This window comes from Pseudomonas sp. UC 17F4 (assembly GCF_900101695.1).
GTDB lineage: Bacteria > Pseudomonadota > Gammaproteobacteria > Pseudomonadales > Pseudomonadaceae > Aquipseudomonas.
Window position 1 is genome coordinate 2,715,004 of record NZ_FNKV01000001.1, and the last position, 19,179, is coordinate 2,734,182.

General features: G+C 62.6%; 16 protein-coding genes. 11 read left to right on the top strand and 5 right to left on the bottom strand.

What is annotated here, in order from left to right; genetic code table 11:
* Positions 1-2 precede the first annotated feature (2 nt).
* Complete coding sequence (locus BLR26_RS12605) at positions 3-539, bottom strand: retropepsin-like aspartic peptidase RloA (protein ID WP_026001282.1); 537 nt, start codon at positions 537-539, stop codon at positions 3-5.
* A 293-nt stretch (positions 540-832) separates the two neighbouring features.
* Between BLR26_RS12605 and BLR26_RS12610 the strand changes: the two genes are divergently transcribed.
* The 6 genes from BLR26_RS12610 to prpD all read left to right on the top strand — a co-directional run bounded on the left by BLR26_RS12610 (position 833) and on the right by prpD (position 9,213).
* Positions 833-1,543 carry a GntR family transcriptional regulator gene (locus tag BLR26_RS12610; RefSeq protein WP_045194728.1) on the top strand — a complete coding sequence of 237 codons (711 nt, stop codon included), beginning with the start codon at positions 833-835 and terminating at the stop codon, positions 1,541-1,543.
* A complete protein-coding gene (gene prpB, locus BLR26_RS12615) occupies positions 1,540-2,430 on the top strand; it encodes a methylisocitrate lyase (protein ID WP_045194726.1) in 891 nt (296 codons plus the stop codon). Before BLR26_RS12610 ends, prpB begins: the two co-directional genes overlap by 4 nt.
* A gap of 77 nt (positions 2,431-2,507) precedes the next feature.
* On the top strand, positions 2,508-3,635 hold the full coding sequence (prpC, locus tag BLR26_RS12620; protein WP_093380996.1) for a bifunctional 2-methylcitrate synthase/citrate synthase: 1,128 nt from the start codon (positions 2,508-2,510) through the stop codon (positions 3,633-3,635).
* 160 nt (positions 3,636-3,795) lie between these two features.
* Positions 3,796-6,387, top strand: coding sequence for a Fe/S-dependent 2-methylisocitrate dehydratase AcnD (gene acnD, locus BLR26_RS12625; protein ID WP_093380998.1), 2,592 nt, complete (start codon positions 3,796-3,798; stop codon positions 6,385-6,387).
* A 99-nt stretch (positions 6,388-6,486) separates the two neighbouring features.
* Positions 6,487-7,677 carry a 2-methylaconitate cis-trans isomerase PrpF gene (gene prpF / locus BLR26_RS12630; RefSeq protein WP_093381000.1) on the top strand — a complete coding sequence of 397 codons (1,191 nt, stop codon included), beginning with the start codon at positions 6,487-6,489 and terminating at the stop codon, positions 7,675-7,677.
* A gap of 51 nt (positions 7,678-7,728) precedes the next feature.
* Positions 7,729-9,213, top strand: coding sequence for a 2-methylcitrate dehydratase (prpD, locus tag BLR26_RS12635; protein ID WP_045194719.1), 1,485 nt, complete (start codon positions 7,729-7,731; stop codon positions 9,211-9,213).
* An 86-nt stretch (positions 9,214-9,299) separates the two neighbouring features.
* Here the strand turns inward: prpD and acnB are convergent, their stop codons facing one another.
* Positions 9,300-11,909 carry a bifunctional aconitate hydratase 2/2-methylisocitrate dehydratase gene (acnB, locus tag BLR26_RS12640; protein ID WP_045194717.1) on the bottom strand — a complete coding sequence of 870 codons (2,610 nt, stop codon included), beginning with the start codon at positions 11,907-11,909 and terminating at the stop codon, positions 9,300-9,302.
* Positions 11,910-12,315: 406 nt separating this feature from the next.
* Between acnB and BLR26_RS12645 the strand changes: the two genes are divergently transcribed.
* Positions 12,316-12,783: a DUF1289 domain-containing protein gene (locus BLR26_RS12645; RefSeq protein WP_093381002.1), complete on the top strand. Its 468-nt coding sequence runs from the start codon at positions 12,316-12,318 to the stop codon at positions 12,781-12,783.
* Positions 12,784-12,832: 49 nt separating this feature from the next.
* Here the strand turns inward: BLR26_RS12645 and BLR26_RS12650 are convergent, their stop codons facing one another.
* On the bottom strand, positions 12,833-13,696 hold the full coding sequence (locus BLR26_RS12650) for a universal stress protein (RefSeq protein ID WP_045194712.1): 864 nt from the start codon (positions 13,694-13,696) through the stop codon (positions 12,833-12,835).
* Positions 13,697-13,854: 158 nt separating this feature from the next.
* Here BLR26_RS12650 and BLR26_RS12655 point away from each other — a divergent pair, with 158 nt between their 5' ends.
* From BLR26_RS12655 to BLR26_RS12670, 4 genes are all read left to right on the top strand, one after another.
* On the top strand, positions 13,855-14,460 hold the full coding sequence (locus BLR26_RS12655; RefSeq protein WP_045194710.1) for a MiaE family protein: 606 nt from the start codon (positions 13,855-13,857) through the stop codon (positions 14,458-14,460).
* Between the two features lie 161 nt (positions 14,461-14,621).
* Positions 14,622-15,095, top strand: coding sequence for a MarR family winged helix-turn-helix transcriptional regulator (locus BLR26_RS12660; protein ID WP_093381004.1), 474 nt, complete (start codon positions 14,622-14,624; stop codon positions 15,093-15,095).
* Between the two features lie 39 nt (positions 15,096-15,134).
* A complete protein-coding gene (locus BLR26_RS12665) occupies positions 15,135-16,331 on the top strand; it encodes an HlyD/EmrA/EmrK family protein (RefSeq protein ID WP_093381006.1) in 1,197 nt (398 codons plus the stop codon).
* Positions 16,328-17,860 carry a DHA2 family efflux MFS transporter permease subunit gene (locus BLR26_RS12670; protein ID WP_045194704.1) on the top strand — a complete coding sequence of 511 codons (1,533 nt, stop codon included), beginning with the start codon at positions 16,328-16,330 and terminating at the stop codon, positions 17,858-17,860. Before BLR26_RS12665 ends, BLR26_RS12670 begins: the two co-directional genes overlap by 4 nt.
* Positions 17,861-17,923: 63 nt before the next feature.
* Here BLR26_RS12670 and lpxH read toward each other — a convergent pair whose 3' ends face one another.
* Complete coding sequence (lpxH, locus tag BLR26_RS12675) at positions 17,924-18,646, bottom strand: UDP-2,3-diacylglucosamine diphosphatase (protein ID WP_045194702.1); 723 nt, start codon at positions 18,644-18,646, stop codon at positions 17,924-17,926.
* Positions 18,643-19,146, bottom strand: coding sequence for a peptidylprolyl isomerase (locus BLR26_RS12680; RefSeq protein ID WP_045194699.1), 504 nt, complete (start codon positions 19,144-19,146; stop codon positions 18,643-18,645). Before BLR26_RS12680 ends, lpxH begins: the two co-directional genes overlap by 4 nt.
* Positions 19,147-19,179: the final 33 nt, after the last annotated feature.

Below are 19,179 nucleotides of genomic sequence, written 5' to 3' on the forward strand. Positions count from 1 at the left end.
GATTACTCTGCGGTGTGAGCGTCAGTGGCGCAGGCGGGTTTGCCGGCAGCGTATTTAAGGCTTGGATCGACCAGCGCGTCGAAGTGCTTGAGGGCCTCGGAGCCGATCAGCAGCGGATACTGGAACGCGCTGCGGTCGGTCAGGTTCACTTCGATGCTGCGCAGGGCCGTACCCATGCAGATGTTCATGGCAATCACCGGGCGGGCGGTATAGGCCTTGCCTTCGTCCGGGTCGTAATCTCCGGCGCGTCGCTTGATCTTGCTGACGCGGGCCAGTGGTCGTTCTATCGGATGCGAGTGGGCAGCGTCAATTGCCAGGTAGAAGCGCACCCATGACTCACCATTGCGCTTGAAGCGCTTGATGTCGCGGGCACTGAGCGAGGCGGTCTTGGCCCCGGTGTCGAGTTTAGCCGCCACTTCCAGGTCGATATCGGCCAGGCGGGCGTATTCATTAAGGCCGTACACGGTCTTTTCCGCAGCCTGGCCCAGGGCCGGCAACAGACAGAGGCTGAACAACAGGGGGAGGGGCGTAAGTCTCATAAATCCTGGCGCGGTGCTGTGCGATGTTCGGGTCAAGGCCACTGGCAGTACTGCGCAAGCTTCCTCGTTTACCTGGCACCTGCATAAACAGATGACAGACACACTATTCGTGCCCCGTCGGGAGGCGCGGCATTCTATCACGCTGGTGTGCTGGCGCCAGCGGCTGGACTCAGACAACAGCGGACACCTTGAAGTTCGTTCTTAGACGATTGTCGACAATATTCATTTTGTCTTTGACTCCGCATGCCGATTTAGCTAGTTTTGCCCTCATTGATTTATGAGGTGTCGACAATATGCTGGACACAGCCCAAGCCCCCGGCACAGTGGCAGACGACAGCGAAACCCTCTCGGAAAACGTCTTTCGGCGTATCCAGGCGGCCATCGTCAAAGGCGAGATCGCCCCCGGCAGCAAGATCTCCGAGCCTGAGCTGGCACGCACCTACGGCATCAGCCGCGGGCCGCTGCGCGAGGCCATCCACCGCCTGGAAGGCCAGCGCCTGCTGGTGCGCGTACCGCATGTCGGGGCGCGGGTGGTGTCGCTCAGCCATGCCGAGCTGATCGAGCTGTACGAGATCCGCGAGTCCCTCGAAGGCATGGCCTGCCGCCTGGCCGCCGAGCGTATGAGCGTAGCCGAGATCGACGAGCTGCGCCGGGTGCTCGACACCCACGAGCGCGACGCCACCTTCCAGGCCGGCCTGGGCTATTACCAGCAGGAAGGCGATTTCGACTTCCATTACCGGATCATCCAGGGCAGCGGCAACCGCACCCTGGTGCAGATGCTCTGCGGCGAGCTGTATCAACTGGTGCGCATGTACCGCATCCAGTTCTCCGCCACGCCCAACCGGCCACGCCAGGCGTTCGCCGAACACCACCGGATTCTCGATGCCATCGCCGACCGTGACGGTGAACTGGCCGAGCTCTTGATGCGCCGGCACATCGGCGCCTCCAAACGCAACATCGAGCGTCACTATCTGGACGCTACCAGCCCACGAGGTGAGTCATGAGTCAGAAAAGCAGTCCCGGCCAGCGCTTTCGCGATGCAGTTGCCGCCGAACACCCGTTGCAGGTGGTCGGTGCGATCAACGCCAACCACGCGCTGCTGGCCCAGCGTGCCGGTTTCAAGGCCATCTACCTGTCTGGTGGCGGTGTTGCCGCAGGCTCCCTGGGCCTGCCTGACCTGGGCATCAGTGGCCTGGACGACGTGCTGACCGACGTACGGCGCATCACCGACGTCTGCGACCTGCCGCTGCTGGTCGACGTCGATACCGGTTTTGGCTCCTCGGCGTTCAACGTCGCCCGTACGGTCAAGTCGATGATCAAGTTCGGCGCTGCCGCCATTCATATCGAAGACCAGGTCGGCGCCAAGCGCTGCGGCCACCGCCCGAACAAGGAGATCGTCACCCAGCAGGAGATGGTCGACCGCATCAAGGCCGCTGTTGATGCCCGTACCGACGACAGCTTCGTGATCATGGCGCGTACCGACGCCCTGGCCGTCGAAGGCCTGGAAGCGGCCCTGGACCGCGCTGCCGCCTGCATCGAAGCCGGCGCCGACATGGTCTTCCCGGAAGCCATCACCGAGCTTTCGATGTACAAGACCTTTGCCGACCGGGTCAAAGCCCCGATCCTCGCCAACATCACCGAGTTCGGCGCGACGCCTTTGTACACCACCGAAGAGCTGGCCTCGGTCGATGTCTCGCTGGTGCTGTACCCGCTGTCGGCCTTCCGTGCCATGAACAAGGCCGCGGAAAACGTCTACACCGCGCTGCGCCGCGACGGCACGCAGAAAAACGTCATCGACACCATGCAGACTCGCATGGAACTGTACGACGCCATCAACTACCACGTGTTCGAGCAGAAGCTCGACGCCCTGTTCGCCCAGAAAAAGGGCTGAATGCTCGAACCTGTAGGAGCGGGATTGCCCCGCGATTAGCCAAGATTCCATAACAATTTCAAAAGTGGAGAAAGACAATGGCCGAAGCAAAAGTACTCAGCGGTGCCGGCCTGCGTGGTCAAGTGGCCGGGCAAACCGCACTGTCGACCGTGGGCCAGGCCGGTGCCGGCCTGACCTACCGTGGTTACGACGTGCGCGACCTGGCCGAGCACGCGCTGTTTGAAGAAGTCGCCTACCTGCTGCTGTACGGCGAGCTGCCAAGCAAGGCGCAGCTGGCCGAGTACCAGCAAAAGCTGAAAACCCTGCGCGACCTGCCGCAGGCCCTCAAGGAAGTGCTTGAGCGCATTCCGGCCAACGCCCACCCGATGGATGTCATGCGTACCGGTTGCTCGGTGCTCGGCACCCTGGAGCAGGAGCTGACCTTTGCGCAGCAGCACGACAAGACCGACCGCTTGCTGGCGCTGTTCCCGGCGGTGATGTGCTATTGGTACCGCTTCAGCCACCATGGCGTGCGCATCGACTGCACCAGCGACGAAGACACCCTCGGCGGCCACTTCCTGCACCTGCTGCACGGCAAGAAGCCGAGCGAGCTGCACGTCAAGGTGATGAACGTCTCGCTGATTCTTTACGCCGAGCACGAATTCAACGCCTCGACCTTCACCGCGCGGGTTTGTGCCTCGACCCTGTCCGACCTGTACTCCTGCGTCACCGCCGCCATCGGCTCGCTGCGCGGCCCGTTGCATGGCGGCGCCAACGAAGCGGCGATGGAGCTGATCGAGCGCTTCCAGAGCCCGCAGGAAGCGGTCACCGAGCTGCTGCAGATGCTCGCGCGCAAGGACAAGATCATGGGCTTTGGCCATGCCATCTACAAAGAGTCCGACCCGCGTAACGAAGTGATCAAGGGCTGGTCGAAGAAGCTGGCGGACGAGGTGGGCGATACCGTGCTGTACCCGGTGTCCGAAGCCATCGACAAGACCATGTGGGAGCAGAAGAAACTGTTCCCCAATGCCGACTTCTACCATGCCTCGGCGTACCACTTCATGGGCATCCCGACCAAGCTGTTCACCCCGATCTTCGTCTGCTCGCGCCTGACCGGCTGGGCGGCGCATGTGTTCGAACAGCGTGCCAACAACCGCATCATCCGCCCGAGCGCCGAGTACACCGGCGTCGAACAGCGCAAGTTCGTGCCAATCGAACAACGCTGAGACTAGGCCGAGCTGCAAGCTTGAAGCGCCAAGCTGCAAGTAACAGCAGGGATGTGCCCCGGCAGTAAATGCTGACGCACCACTCATCTGCTTTGCTTGCCGCTAGTGGCTTGGGGCTTGTAGCTGGCTTTCGACCCTACCGTGATTGAGTCCCTGTGCCATGAATAGTGAATTTCGCAAGAACCTGCCGGGCACTGGCCTGGATTATTTCGACGCCCGCGCGGCTGTCGATGCGATCAAGCCCGGCGCCTATGACCGTCTTCCCTATACCTCGCGGGTGCTGGCGGAAAACCTTGTGCGCCGCTGCGACCCGGCCAGCCTCAATGCTTCGCTGGGCCAGCTGATCGAGCGCAAGCGCGACCTCGACTTCCCCTGGTTCCCGGCCCGTGTGGTGTGCCACGACATTCTTGGCCAGACCGCGCTGGTCGACCTCGCCGGCCTGCGCGACGCCATCGCCGAAGGCGGCGGTGACCCGGCCCAGGTCAACCCGGTGGTGCCGGTGCAACTGATCGTCGACCACTCCCTGGCAGTGGAATGCGGTGGTTTCGACCCGCAGGCGTTCGAGAAGAACCGCGCCATTGAAGACCGCCGCAACGAAGACCGTTTCCACTTCATCAACTGGACCAAAAAGGCGTTCAAGAACGTCGACGTGATTCAGCCAGGCAACGGCATCATGCACCAGATCAACCTGGAGAAAATGTCGCCGGTGATCCATGCCGAGCGCGGCGTGGCCTACCCGGACACCTGCGTCGGCACCGACAGCCACACCCCGCACGTCGATGCCCTGGGCGTGATCGCCATCGGCGTCGGCGGCCTTGAGGCCGAAAACGTCATGCTCGGCCGTGCCTCGTGGATGCGCCTGCCGGAGATCGTCGGCGTCGAGCTTTCGGGCAAGCCGCAAGCGGGCATCACCGCCACCGACGTGGTACTGGCCCTGACCGAATTCCTGCGCAAGGAAAAGGTCGTTGGCGCCTACCTTGAATTCTACGGCGAAGGCGCTCGCGCCCTGACCCTGGGCGACCGCGCGACCATCTCCAACATGGCCCCGGAATACGGCGCCACCGCGGCGATGTTCTCCATCGACCAGCAGACCATCGACTACCTCAAGCTCACGGGTCGTGAAGACCAGCAGGTCAAGTTGGTAGAAACCTACGCCAAGGTCGCAGGCCTCTGGTCCGACAGCCTGGCCAGCGCCGAGTACGAGCGAGTGCTGCGTTTTGACCTGTCCAGCGTGGTGCGCAACATGGCCGGGCCGTCCAACCCGCACGCCCGGGTCGCCACCAGCGACCTGGCGAGCAAGGGCATCGCCGGCCAGTGGGAGGAAGTACCGGGGCAAATGCCCGATGGCGCGGTGATCATCGCTGCCATCACCAGTTGCACCAACACCAGCAACCCGCGCAACGTGATTGCCGCCGGTTTGCTTGCGCGCAACGCCAACAAGCTGGGCCTGGTGCGCAAGCCGTGGGTCAAGTCTTCGCTGGCACCGGGTTCCAAAACCGTCGCCCTGTACCTGAAAGAGGCGGGCCTGGATGACGAGCTGGAGCAGCTCGGTTTTGGCATCGTCGCCTTTGCCTGCACCACCTGTAACGGTATGTCTGGCGCGCTGGATCCGCTGATACAGCAGGAAATCATCGACCGCGACCTATACGCCACCGCCGTGCTCTCGGGCAACCGCAACTTCGACGGACGGATTCACCCATACGCCAAGCAGGCGTTCCTGGCGTCGCCGCCGCTGGTGGTGGCCTACGCGATTGCCGGCACCATCCGTTTCGACATCGAGAAGGACGTGCTGGGCGTGGTCGACGGCAAGGAAATCCGCCTGAAAGACATCTGGCCAAGCGACGAAGAGATCGACGCGGTGGTCAAGGCCGCGGTCAAGCCCGAGCAGTTCCGCCAGGTGTACATCCCGATGTTCGCAGTGCAGGAAGACACCGGGCCCAAGGTCACCCCGCTGTACGACTGGCGCCCGATGAGCACCTACATCCGCCGCCCGCCGTACTGGGAAGGCGCCCTGGCCGGCGAGCGCACGCTCAAGGGCATGCGCCCGCTGGCGGTGCTGCCGGACAACATCACCACCGACCACCTGTCGCCGTCCAACGCCATCATGCTCGACAGCGCCGCCGGTGAATACCTGGCGAAAATGGGCCTGCCGGAGGAAGACTTCAACTCCTACGCCACCCACCGTGGTGACCACCTGACCGCTCAGCGCGCAACCTTTGCCAACCCGAAACTGTTCAACGAAATGGTCCAGGAAAACGGCAAGGTCAAGCAGGGTTCGCTGGCGCGCCTCGAGCCGGAAGGCAAGGTCACGCGCATGTGGGAGGCGATCGAAACCTACATGCAGCGCAAACAGCCGCTGATCATCGTTGCCGGTGCCGACTACGGCCAGGGCTCGTCCCGTGACTGGGCGGCCAAGGGCGTGCGCCTGGCCGGTGTCGAAGCCATCGTCGCCGAAGGCTTCGAGCGTATCCACCGTACCAACCTGGTGGGCATGGGCGTGTTGCCGCTGGAGTTCAAGGCGGGCGTCAACCGCAAGACCCTGGGCATCGACGGCACTGAAACCTTCGACGTGCTCGGTGAGCGCACCCCGCGGGCGACCCTGACCCTGGTCATCACCCGGGCCAACGGTGAGCGTGTCGAAGTGCCGGTGACCTGCCGCCTGGATACCGCCGAAGAAGTCTCGATCTACGAAGCGGGCGGGGTGCTGCAGCGCTTTGCCCAGGACTTCCTCGAATCGGCGGTCGCGGTTTGAGGTAGGGCCTCATCGCGGGTCAAGCCCGCTCCCACTGAACTGTGGGAGCGGGCTTGACCCGCGATAGCTCCCCCAAAGCACTCACAGGACAACTCAGCCATGGCTCACGTACCCCAGATCAAAATCCCCGCCACCTACATTCGTGGCGGCACCAGCAAGGGCGTATTCTTTCGCCTCGACGACCTGCCGCAAAGTGCGCAGATCCCGGGCCCGGCCCGCGACGCGCTGCTGCTGCGGGTAATCGGCAGCCCCGACCCCTACGGCAAGCAGATCGACGGCATGGGCGGCGCGACGTCGAGCACCAGCAAGACCGTGATCCTCTCGCGCAGCATCAAGCCCGGGCATGATGTCGACTACCTGTTCGGCCAGGTCTCGATCGACACCGCGTTCGTCGACTGGAGCGGCAACTGCGGCAACCTCTCGGCAGCCGTTGGTTCGTTCGCCATCAGCGCCGGCCTGGTCGACAGCAGCCGCATCCCGCACAACGGCGTGGCCGTGGTGCGCATCTGGCAGGCCAATATCGGCAAGACCATCGTTGCCCACGTGCCGATCACTGACGGTGAAGTGCAGGAAACCGGCGACTTCGAACTGGACGGCGTGACCTTCCCGGCCGCCGAAGTGCAGCTCGAATTCATGGACCCGGCCGCCGATGAAGATGGCGAGGGCGGCTCGATGTTCCCCACCGGCAACCTGGTCGATGACCTGGTGGTGCCCGGCGTCGGCACCCTGAAAGCCACGCTGATCAATGCCGGCATCCCGACCATCTTCATCCAGGCCGAGGCCCTCGGCTACACCGGTACCGAGCTGCAGGATGCGATCAACGGCGACTCGCAGGCCCTGGCCCGTTTCGAAGCCATCCGTGCCTATGGCGCGGTGCGCATGGGCCTGATCGAGCATATCGACGAGGCCGCCAAGCGCCAGCACACACCGAAAGTCGCCTTTGTCGCGCCAGCGGCGGCTTATCAGTCATCCAGTGGTAAAGCCGTGGCCGCCGGCGACGTTGATCTATTGGTACGGGCGCTGTCCATGGGCAAGTTGCACCACGCCATGATGGGCACCGCTGCGGTTGCCATTGGTACTGCCGCGGCAGTGCCTGGCACCCTGGTCAACCTCGCCGCCGGTGGTGGCGAGCGCACGGCCGTACGTTTCGGTCACCCCTCGGGCACCCTGCGCGTGGGTGCTGAAGCCCGCCAGGTGAACGGTGAGTGGACTGTCACCAAAGCAATCATGAGCCGTAGCGCTCGCGTACTGATGGAGGGCTGGGTACGGGTACCCGGTGATGCCTTCTAACCAGTAGCGGCGCTTGGCTCCCTGTTACCTACGTCAACAGAGAGATGTGAAATGAGTGCCAACGTTGATCTGAATAACCGTCCCGACTACGACCGGGTGCTGCAGGACATCGCCGATTACGTCCTCGGCTACAAGGTCGAGTCGCAGGAGGCGCTGGACACCGCGCGCAACTGCCTGATGGACACCCTGGGCTGCGGCCTGCTGGCCCTGCGCTTCCCGGAATGCACCAAGCACCTGGGGCCGCTGGTGGAGGGCACGGTGGTGCCGTTCGGCGCGCGGGTGCCAGGTACCCGCTACCGCCTGGACCCGGTCAAGGCCGCCTGGGACATCGGTTGCATCGTCCGTTGGCTCGATTACAACGACACCTGGCTGGCTGCCGAATGGGGCCACCCCTCGGACAACCTCGGCGGTATCCTGGCCGTCGCCGATCACCTCTCGCAAAAACGCGTGGCCAATGGCGAAGCGCCGCTGAGCATGCGCGTAGTGCTTGAGGCGATGGTCATGGCTCATGAGATCCAGGGTGTGATTGCCCTGGAAAACTCCTTCAACCGCGTTGGCCTCGATCATGTGCTGCTGGTCAAGGTCGCCTCGACCGCGGTGTGCGCCAAGCTTATGGGCGCCAATCGCGAACAGCTGCTGGCGGCGTTGTCCCACGCCTTTGTCGATGGGCAGGCGTTGCGTACTTATCGCCATGCGCCGAACGCCGGCTCGCGCAAGTCCTGGGCGGCGGGCGATGCCTCCAGCCGTGGCGTGCGCCTGGCCGATATCGCCCTGCGTGGCGAGATGGGCATCCCCGGGGTACTGACGGCGCCGCAGTGGGGCTTTTATGACGTGCTGTTCAGCCACACCAACAAGGACCTGGCGCTCAAACCCGAAGGCAAACGTGCTTTCAGCCTGAGTCAGAAGTACGCAAGCTACGTGATGGAAAACGTGCTGTTCAAGATCAGCTTCCCGGCCGAATTCCATGCCCAGACTGCCTGCGAAGCGGCAGTGACCTTGCACCCGCAGGTGCGCAACCGCCTGCATGAAATCGAGCGTATCGTCATTACCACCCATGAGTCGGCGATCCGCATCATCTCCAAGGTTGGCACCCTGGCCAATGCCGCTGACCGTGATCACTGCATCCAGTACATGACCGCCGTGCCGCTGATTTTCGGTAACCTGGTGGCCGAGCAGTACGAAGATGATTTCCATGCTGCGCACCCGATCATTGACCGTCTGCGCGAGAAGATGGAGATCGTCGAAGAGCCGCGATTCACCCGCGAGTACCTGGAGGCCGACAAGCGTTCGATCGCCAATGCCGTGCAGGTGTTCTTCAACGATGGTTCGAGTACCGAGCAGGTGGTGGTGGAGTATCCGATCGGCCATCGCCGGCGCCGGGCCGAGGGCATTCCGCTACTGGAAGAGAAGTTCAAGGCCAACCTGGCGACGCGGTTTACCGGGCAGCGTTCGGCGCAGATATTTGCCCTGTGCAAAGACCAGCAGGCGCTTGAAGCGACGGCAGTGCAGCGGTTTGTGGATTTGTTTGTGATCTGAGGGCCTCATCGCGGGGCAAGCCCGCTCCTACAGGGCCCCATAAAAAACCCCGCCAATTGGCGGGGTTTTTTTAACGCTAAGTCAGCTTAGGCTTGAACAACCGGGATCTTGGCGTTCGCAGCGGCTTCACGGAACTCGGCGATCTGGTCGAAGCTCAGGTAGCGGTAAACGTCGGCAGCCATGCTGTCGATGTTCTTCGCGTACTCCATGTACTCTTCGACGGTTGGCAGCTTGCCCAGGATCGAGGCAACAGCGGCCAGCTCGGCAGAGGCCAGGTAGACGTTGGCGCCATCACCCAGACGGTTCGGGAAGTTACGGGTCGAAGTCGACACTACGGTCGAGTTCGCCGCAACGCGTGCCTGGTTACCCATGCACAGCGAGCAGCCCGGCATTTCCATGCGCGCGCCAGCCTTGCCGTAGATGCCGTAGTAGCCTTCTTCGGTCAGCTGGTGAGCGTCCATCTTGGTGGGCGGCGACAGCCACAGACGGGTCGGGATCGAGCCTTTGACCTTGTCCAGCAGCTTGCCGGCAGCGCGGAAGTGACCGATGTTGGTCATGCACGAACCGATGAATACTTCGTCGATCTTCTCGCCCTGTACCGAGGACAGCAGACGGGCGTCGTCCGGGTCGTTCGGGGCGCAGAGCACAGGCTCTTTGACGTCGGCCAGGTCAATCTCGATGATCTCGGCGTATTCGGCGTCCTTGTCGGCAGCCAGCAGTTGCGGGTTGGCCAGCCAGGCTTCCATCGCTTGCGCGCGGCGTTCCATGGTGCGGGCATCGCCGTAGCCTTCGCTGATCATCCAGCGCAGCAGGGTGATGTTCGACTTCAGGTACTCGGCAACGGCTTTTTCTGGCAGCTTGATGGTGCAACCGGCAGCCGAACGTTCGGCCGAGGCGTCGGACAGTTCGAACGCTTGCTCGACGGTCAGCTCGTCCAGGCCTTCGATTTCCAGGATGCGGCCGGAGAAGGCGTTGATCTTGCCTTTCTTCTCGACGGTCAGCAGGCCTTTCTGGATGCCGTAGTAAGGGATGGCATGGACCAGGTCACGCAGGGTGATGCCTGGCTGCAGCTTGCCCTTGAAGCGCACCAGTACCGACTCCGGCATGTCCAGCGGCATGACGCCGGTGGCAGCGGCGAAGGCGACCAGGCCGGAACCTGCAGGGAACGAGATGCCGATCGGGAAGCGGGTGTGCGAGTCACCACCGGTACCGACGGTGTCCGGCAGCAGCATGCGGTTCAGCCAGCTGTGGATGATGCCGTCGCCTGGACGCAGGGACACGCCGCCACGGGTGCGGATGAAATCCGGCAGGGTGTGGTGGGTGGTGACGTCGATCGGCTTTGGATAGGCCGCGGTGTGGCAGAACGACTGCATGACCAGGTCGGCGGAGAAGCCCAGGCACGCCAGGTCTTTCAGTTCGTCACGGGTCATCGGGCCAGTGGTGTCCTGGGAGCCGACGGTGGTCATCTTCGGTTCGCAGTAGGTGCCTGGACGCACGCCTTTGCCTTCCGGCAGGCCGCAGGCTTTACCGACCATCTTCTGTGCCAGGGTGTAGCCCTTGCCGGTGTCGACAGGTGCTTCAGGCAGCTTGAACAGGTCGGTTGGGCCCAGGCCCAGCTCGGCGCGGGCTTTCTCGGTCAGGCCACGGCCGACGATCAGCGGGATACGGCCGCCAGCGCGGACTTCGTCGAGCAGCACCGGGGTCTTCAGTTCGAAGGTGGTGATGACGTCTTCGGTGCCGTGCTTGCAGACTTTGCCAGCGTGCGGGTAAACGTCGATGACGTCGCCCATGTTCAGGTTCGACACGTCGAACTCGATCGGCAGGGCGCCGGCGTCTTCCATGGTGTTGTAGAAGATCGGGGCGATTTTCGAACCGAAGCAGAAGCCGCCAGCGCGTTTGTTCGGTACGTACGGGATGTCGTCGCCGAAGAACCACAGCACCGAGTTGGTGGCGGATTTACGCGAGGAACCGGTACCGACCACGTCACCGACGTAGGCAACCGGGAAGCCTTTGGCTTTGACTTCTTCGATCTGCTTGAGCGGGCCGATGGCGCCTTGTTGCTCAGGCACGATGCCGTCACGGGCCATTTTCAGCATGGCCAGGGCGTGCAGCGGGATGTCAGGGCGCGACCAGGCATCCGGGGCAGGGGACAGGTCGTCGGTGTTGGTTTCGCCAGGGACCTTGAACACGGTCAGGCTGTACTTGTCAGCGATGGCTGGCTTGCTGGTGAACCACTCACCGGCGGCCCAGGATTCCAGCACGGCCTTGGCGTGGGCATTGCCCGCCTTGGCTTTTTCGGCGACGTCGTGGAAGGCATCGAACATCAGCAGGGTGTGCTTGAGCTGTTCGGCGGCCACAGGGGCCAGTTCGGCGTTGTCCAGCAGCTCGACCATGGTGGCGATGTTGTAGCCGCCCTGCATGGTGCCCAGCAGCTCAACGGCGCGCTTCTTGTCGATCAGCGGCGAGGTGGCTTCGCCTTTGGCGATGGCGGAAAGGAAACCGGCCTTGACGTAGGCGGCTTCGTCCACTCCTGGTGGAACGCGATTGGTGATCAGGTCGACGAGGACTGCTTCTTCGCCAGCAGGGGGATTCTTCAGCAGCTCGACCAGGCCTGCGGTTTGTTCGGCGTTAAGCGGCTGGGGCACGATACCCTGGGCGGCACGCTCTTCGATGTGTTTGCGGTAGGCTTCAAGCACAGTTATTACCCTCATCAGTGGTCCCAAATGGGTGTCCGGGACGCTCATCCAGAAATTCCGGCAGCCATGCGCAATACGGCTTCTTGGGCCGCGTAGCCAGGGTTGCAGGAAATCCTTACAGAAGCTGCTTTCAAAGTTTTACGCCTGTAGAACGGAGGCTGATGAGGGCTGGCGCGGGACATGCGCGAAGCGAATATCCCGGGCCAACGCCGTTCTACCGGATGAACTGTGCTCGTGACGCTTTGAAAACAGCTTCTAACGGACATTGCTGCCTTAAAAAGGCCGGATGATTCTACGGTAAAAAGTCGATAAAGGTAAGGCGCGCTGGATGACTTTAGCGGGTGACCCTCGTTAGACAAAGGGCTAACATGGCAGCCTGTTCCACCGCCAAGCTGTCGGTTTTTTCATGTCCAATCAGTCAATTAAAACGCCTTGCGTCGGCCTCTGTTCCACGGTTTACGGGGACTTGGTGTGCCGTGGCTGCAAGCGTTTTCACCATGAAGTGATCAACTGGAACGGCTACAACGAAGATGAGAAGCGTGCGGTGTGGCTGCGCCTGGAGCAATTGCTGGTGCAGGTCATGGTGGCCAAACTTGAAGTCTTTGATGCCACGCGCCTGCGCCAGCAACTGGAGCTGCGCAAGGTCCGCTTCGTAGCGCATCAGTCTGAATATTGCTGGGCTTATCAACTGATTGCCCGCGGCGCACGGGTGATCCGTGAGCTGGAGGCTTACGGCATGGTGCTGCTGCCGGAGTTTCGCGACTGGGAATTGCCCGAGCTGCGCGATGCCATTGATCGGGAATTCTTCCTGCTGTCTGAAGCGCATTACCAGCGCTATATCGCGCCAGGCTTTCTCAAGGATGCCTTGGGGTAGGTGGTCAAGCCTGCTCCTGTAGGAGCGGGCTTGACCCGCGATGAGGCCCTCAGCCCCTGGCCAGTTCCGTCAGCTGCACCTTCACCTCCTCGGTCTTGAGCACCAGCACATCACACTCCAGCGCATCGAGCACCACTTCCGCGGTGTTGCCGATCAGCGCCCCGGAAATCCCGGTACGGGCCACGGTGCCAATCACCGTCACCGCCGCTTCGTACTTTTTCGCCGTATAGGGAATCAGCACATCCGCCGGCCCTTCGGCAACATGCAGGCGCTCATTGCTGATATCGAACTCGGCCTGGAACGCTGCGCATTCCTCGCGGTACTTGCGCTCGATGGTGTCTTTGAGCTGATACACCGGGTCTGCCGCTGACAGCATCGGCGACGGATGGGCGCTGATCACATGCAGCTCGCCCTTGGCCAGGCTTGCGATCGCGTAGCCATGGTCGATGATGCTGGTGTGCAGCAGGCGATGGGCCTCGTCGTGGTTGCCGACGTCGACTGCGGCAAGAATCACCCCGCCGGTCCACGGGCGCTCGCTCTTGACCATCAATACCGCGCACGGGCACTGGCGCAGCAGCTTCCAGTCGCTGGGGGTGAGCAGGGCGCGCTTGAGTGGGTTATCCGGGCGATGCTCCTTGATCACCAGCTCGCAGCCTTCGGCCTGCTGCACACTGACGATCGACTCGTGCAAGGTGTCGTGCCAGGCCTGCTCATGGGTTACGTTGTTGTAGCCGTCATCATGCAGCTGGCTGGCCAGCAGGCTGAGCAGGGCGCTGTGGTCGTGTTTCTTGTCGCACATCAGCAAGTGCAGGCGCGCGCCGGTGACCCCGGCGATCAGTTTGGCCCGGGTCAGCGCCCGGCTGTGAGCGTGATCGGGATCCAGTACCACCAGGATGCTGCGTACTTCTTGCATGAGCGTGAACTCCCTTCATAAATGGCGGCCAATGCCTGACTATAGTCGGCGCCAACTGCACCGGGCGTTGATATGTATCAAGCATAGTTCACTGGTGATCGGCGCTGCTGCCGGTATAATCGCCGGTCTTGCCGTTTGCCCTGCCTGTTTGTGAGCCTATGTCCCTTATCCCTGAAATCGAAGCCTTCCTTGGTTGCCGTACCCCTGATGCCTGGGTCCAGGCGGCGCTCGCCGACCAGGAAACCCTGCTGATCGATCACAAGAACTGCGAGTTCAAGGCTGCCAGCACCGCCCTGAGCCTGATGGCCAAGTACAACACGCACCTGGACCTGATCAACATGATGTCGCGCCTGGCCCGCGAAGAGCTGGTGCACCATGAGCAGGTACTGCGCCTGATGAAGCGGCGCAAGATCGCCCTGCGGCCGTTGTCGGCCGGGCGCTATGCCTCCGGCCTGCGCCGGGTGGTGCGCACCCACGAGCCGGTGAAGCTGGTCGACACCCTGGTGGTCGGCGCCTTTATCGAGGCGCGCAGTTGCGAGCGCTTTGCCGCCCTGGTGCCGCACCTGGATGAAGAGCTGGGCAAGTTCTATCACGGCCTGCTCAACAGCGAAGCGCGGCATTATCAGGGTTACCTCAAGCTTGCCCATCAGTACGGCGATGGCGCAGATATCGAGCGGGTGGTGGAGAAGGTCAGGGCGGTCGAGGCCGACCTGATCAGCAGCCCGGATGAAGAGTTCCGTTTTCATAGCGGCGTGCCGGCCTGATTAATCACTTCTTTTGAATGCCTGATCGCGGTGCGGCGACCCGACTTGCCCCGCGATTGCCTTCTATCGACAAAATAATAAGCTAGCTAATTAATGCCTTGACGTTAGCTGCCTAAGCAGTAACATTATGTAACTTACTGCCTAAGCAGGTATCTGTGTCCATGCAGCACTACACCCCGGAAAACTTCCAGAACTGCACCCTCGGCATGCTTCTGGGCCGCACCGCGCTGGTCAAGGACCGCATCATCGACAGCCACATGCAGCCTTACGGCGTGACTGCCGCGCAGTTCAAGGTGCTGATCATCGTCGCCCAATACGGCGTCGACACCCCGGCCGAGCTGTGCCGCTACCTGTCGGTTGACAGCGGTTCGATGACGCGCATGCTCGACCGCCTCGAACAGAAAGACCTGATCATCCGCCGCCGTTGCCCGGACGACCGTCGGCAGATTCGCCTGGGTCTGAGCGAAGAAGGCCAGAAGCTCGCCGACCTGCTGCCACAGATCGGCGCTGCGGCGATGAACGAGCTGGTCGGTGTGCTCGAGCCCAGTGAGCTGGCCACCCTCGAAGCGATCCTGAGCAAGGTGCTGCTGGCCGCCGGCGACACCCTGACGGCCATGCGCCTGGGCGCCAAGTAAGCGCCCATTTCACCCATTCACTCAGCCAAGGTATTAGCAATGGCCACTACTTCTTCTGCGCACGACACCACGCAGGACCTCAACAACCAGCGCAAGCGCAAGACCTGGCTGTTGGCCCTGGCGTTGCTGATCGTCGTCGCCGGCGCTGGCGTCTGGGCCTGGCACGAGCTTTACGGGCGCTGGAGCGAAGAGACCGACGATGCCTATGTCAACGGCAACGTAGTGGAGATCACCCCGCTGGTCACCGGCACTGTGGTCAGCATCGGCGCGGACGATGGCGACCTGGTCCACGAAGGCCAGATGCTGCTCGAATTCGACCCCAGCGATGCCGAGGTCGGCCTGCAGGCCGCCGAGGCCAAGCTGGCGCGTGCGGTGCGCCAGGTGCGTGGCCTGTACAGCAACGTCGATGGCAAGAAGGCCCAGGTGGCTTCGCGCCAGGCCGAGCTGAAAAAAGCGCAGGAGAACTTCAACCGGCGACAAACCCTGGCCGCCGGTGGGGCGATCTCCAAAGAAGAGCTGTCCCATGCCCGCGACGACCTGTCTTCGGCGCAAAGCGCCTTGAATGATGCAAAACAGCAGCTCAACACCACAGCGGCGCTGGTCGATGACACCGTAGTGTCGTCGCACCCCGAGGTGATGGCCGCGGCCGCCGAGCTGCGCCAGGCCTACCTCAACAACGCCCGCACCACCCTGGTGGCGCCGGTCACCGGCTACGTTGCCAAGCGCACCGTGCAGCTTGGCCAGCGCCTGCAACCGGGCACTGCGACCATGGCGGTGATCCCACTCGACCAGCTGTGGATCGACGCCAACTTCAAGGAAACCCAACTGCGCAACATGCGCATTGGCCAGCCGGTCGACATCGTTGCCGACCTGTACGGCAGCGACGTCAAGTACAGCGGCACCATCGACAGCCTCGGCGCCGGCACTGGCAGCGCCTTTGCCCTGTTGCCGGCGCAGAACGCCACCGGCAACTGGATCAAGATCGTCCAGCGGGTGCCGGTGCGTATTCATATCAATGCCGAGCAACTGGCCAAACATCCGCTGCGGATCGGCCTGTCGACCCAGGTCGAGGTCGATCTGCATGACCAGAGCGGCCCGGTGCTGGCCCAGCAGCCGCCGCAGAAGGCCTCGTTCGCCACCCAGGTGTACGACCGTCAACTGGTCGAGGCTGATCGCCTGATCACCAGGCTGATCCATGACAACAGTGCCGGTTCCAGCAAGACGGCGCAGCGATGAGCGCCAATCAGGCTTCCTTTACCCCGCCAAGCCTGTTGCTGACCACCATCGGCCTGTCACTGGCGACCTTCATGCAGGTGCTCGACACCACCATCGCCAACGTGGCATTGCCGACTATTTCCGGCAACCTCGGCGTCAGTTCGGAGCAGGGCACCTGGGTCATTACCTCGTTTGCGGTGAGCAACGCCATTGCCTTGCCGCTGACCGGCTGGCTGAGCCGGCGCTTCGGTGAGGTCAAGCTGTTCATCTGGGCCACGCTGCTGTTCGTGCTGGCTTCGTTTCTCTGCGGCATTGCCCAGTCGATGCCCGAGCTGGTCGGCTTTCGCGTGCTCCAGGGCATCGTTGCCGGGCCGCTGTATCCGATGACCCAGACCCTGCTGATCGCAGTCTATCCGCCGGCCAAGCGCGGCATGGCCCTGGCGTTATTGGCCATGGTCACGGTGGTGGCGCCGATTGCCGGGCCGATTCTCGGCGGCTGGATCACCGACAGCTACAGCTGGCCGTGGATCTTCTTCATCAACGTGCCGATCGGCCTGTTCGCCGCCGCCGTGGTGCGCCAGCAGATGCGCACGCGCCCGGTCAGCACCAGCCGCCAGCCGATGGACTACATTGGCCTGCTGAGCCTGATCATCGGCGTCGGCGCCTTGCAGATCGTGCTCGACAAGGGCAATGACCTGGATTGGTTCGAGTCGAATTTCATCGTCATTGGCAGCCTGATCTCGGTGGTGTTCCTGGCGGTTTTCATCATCTGGGAACTGACCGACAAGCACCCGGTGGTCAACCTGCGGCTGTTCGTGCACCGCAACTTTCGCATCGGCACCATCGTGCTGGTCGGCGGCTATGCCGGCTTCTTCGGCATCAACCTGATCCTGCCGCAGTGGCTGCAGACGCAGATGGGCTACACCGCCACCTGGGCAGGCCTGGCGGTGGCGCCGATCGGCCTGTTGCCGGTGCTGATGTCGCCGTTTGTCGGCAAGTACGCGCACAAGTTTGACCTGCGGGTGCTGGCGGGGCTGGCGTTCCTGGCGATTGGCGCCAGTTGCTTCATGCGTGCCGGCTTTACCAACGAAGTCGACTTCCAGCACATCGCCCTGGTGCAATTGTTCATGGGGATCGGCGTGGCGCTGTTCTTCATGCCGACCTTGAGCATCCTGCTCTCCGACCTGCCGCCGCACCAGATCGCCGACGGCTCGGGGCTGGCGACCTTCCTGCGGACCCTGGGCGGCAGTTTTGCCGCGTCGCTGACCACCTGGATCTGGATTCGCCGGGCAGACCAGCACCATGCCTACCTGAGCGAGAGCATCAGCAACTACGAGCCTGCGACCCGCGAGGCGTTGAACCAGCTGGGCGGGGCGAGCGGGCAGTCGTATGCGCAGCTGGAGCGGATGCTCAGCAGTCAGGCGTACATGATGTCGACGGTGGATTACTTCACCCTGATGGGCTGGATTTTCGCAGGCTTGATATTGCTGGTGTGGCTGGCCAAGCCGCCGTTTGCGGCCAAGGCCGGGCCGGCGTCGGCGGGGCACTGATAATCGCGGGGCAAGCCCGCTCCTACCAGGAATGTAGGAGCGGGCTTGCCCCGCAATCAGTCTTCAGGGAAAAGCAAAAGGCTGCAGTTGAAACCCTTGCTCGTCCACCTCCAGCGCCCAGCCTTGGCGGTCCCAATCGCCCAGCACGATACGCCGCGCCGGTTGATCGCCGACCACCAGCTTGTGAATCGCCGGCCGATGGGTGTGGCCATGCACCAGGGTGCGCACACCGTATTGCTGCATGATCCGCGGCACTTCCTCGGCGGTCACGTCGACAATGTCGTTGGCCTTCATCCGCGTCTGTGCCCGGCTTTCGCTACGCAGCTTGCGTGCAAGCTTCTGCCGGGTGCTCAGCGGCAGATGCCGAAGAATCCACAGGCTCAACGGGTTGCGCAGGTAACGGCGCATCTTCATGTAGGCCAGGTCGCGGGTGCACAGGCTGTCGCCGTGCATCAGCAACACCGGCTCGCCGCCCATCTCGACCACGCTCGGGTCGGCCAGCAGGGTGCAGCCAGCGGCCTTGCAAAAGGCCTGGCCGAGCAGGAAGTCGCGGTTGCCGTGCATCACAAAGACCTGCGTGCCGCTGTCGCTCAAGGCGCGCAGGGCCTGGCAGATCGAGGTCTGGAAGGGCGTCATGGCGTCGTCGCCGATCCATGCCTCGAAAAAATCGCCAAGGATGTACAGCGCCTCGGCGTGCCGCGCACGACCGTCGAGCAGATCAACAAACGCCCGGGTAATGTCCGGGCGTTCTTCTTGCAGGTGCAGATCAGAGATCAGCAGTATCACTCAATGATCTCGGCTTTCTCGATGATCACGTCGTCCTTCGGCACGTCCTGGTGACCGGACTTGGAACCGGTGGCGACTTTCTCGATGGCGTCGACAACCTCGGTACCTTCGGTCACTTTGCCGAATACCGCGTAACCCCAGCCCTGCACGTTCTTGCCGCTGTGGTTGAGGAAGTCGTTGTTCGAGGCGTTGATGAAGAACTGCGCCGAGGCCGAATGCGGCTCCATGGTGCGAGCCATGGCGATGGTGTACTTGTCGTTCTTCAGGCCGTTGTCAGCTTCGTTCTGGATGCTGGCACGCTTGTCACGCTTCTCGTTCATGCCTGGCTCAAAACCGCCGCCCTGGATCATGAAACCCTTGATCACACGGTGGAATACGGTGTTGCTGTAGTGGCCAGCGTTAACGTATTCGATGAAGTTGGCCACGGTGATCGGGGCTTTCTCGGCGTTCAGCTCGATGACGATGTCACCGTGGTTGGTAGTCAGTTTGACTTTGGACATGCTTGAAACTCGCTCTGTTCGGGGGTTTTGCGG

Coding starts and splice junctions, on each gene's coding strand:
- BLR26_RS12605 (WP_026001282.1), bottom strand. CDS start 539: ATGAGACTTACGCCCCTCCCCCTGTTGTTCAGCCTCTGTCTGTTGCCG.
- BLR26_RS12610 (WP_045194728.1), top strand. CDS start 833: ATGCTGGACACAGCCCAAGCCCCCGGCACAGTGGCAGACGACAGCGAA.
- prpB (WP_045194726.1), top strand. CDS start 1,540: ATGAGTCAGAAAAGCAGTCCCGGCCAGCGCTTTCGCGATGCAGTTGCC.
- prpC (WP_093380996.1), top strand. CDS start 2,508: ATGGCCGAAGCAAAAGTACTCAGCGGTGCCGGCCTGCGTGGTCAAGTG.
- acnD (WP_093380998.1), top strand. CDS start 3,796: ATGAATAGTGAATTTCGCAAGAACCTGCCGGGCACTGGCCTGGATTAT.
- prpF (WP_093381000.1), top strand. CDS start 6,487: ATGGCTCACGTACCCCAGATCAAAATCCCCGCCACCTACATTCGTGGC.
- prpD (WP_045194719.1), top strand. CDS start 7,729: ATGAGTGCCAACGTTGATCTGAATAACCGTCCCGACTACGACCGGGTG.
- BLR26_RS12645 (WP_093381002.1), top strand. CDS start 12,316: ATGTCCAATCAGTCAATTAAAACGCCTTGCGTCGGCCTCTGTTCCACG.
- BLR26_RS12650 (WP_045194712.1), bottom strand. CDS start 13,696: ATGCAAGAAGTACGCAGCATCCTGGTGGTACTGGATCCCGATCACGCT.
- BLR26_RS12655 (WP_045194710.1), top strand. CDS start 13,855: ATGTCCCTTATCCCTGAAATCGAAGCCTTCCTTGGTTGCCGTACCCCT.
- BLR26_RS12660 (WP_093381004.1), top strand. CDS start 14,622: ATGCAGCACTACACCCCGGAAAACTTCCAGAACTGCACCCTCGGCATG.
- BLR26_RS12665 (WP_093381006.1), top strand. CDS start 15,135: ATGGCCACTACTTCTTCTGCGCACGACACCACGCAGGACCTCAACAAC.
- BLR26_RS12670 (WP_045194704.1), top strand. CDS start 16,328: ATGAGCGCCAATCAGGCTTCCTTTACCCCGCCAAGCCTGTTGCTGACC.
- BLR26_RS12680 (WP_045194699.1), bottom strand. CDS start 19,146: ATGTCCAAAGTCAAACTGACTACCAACCACGGTGACATCGTCATCGAG.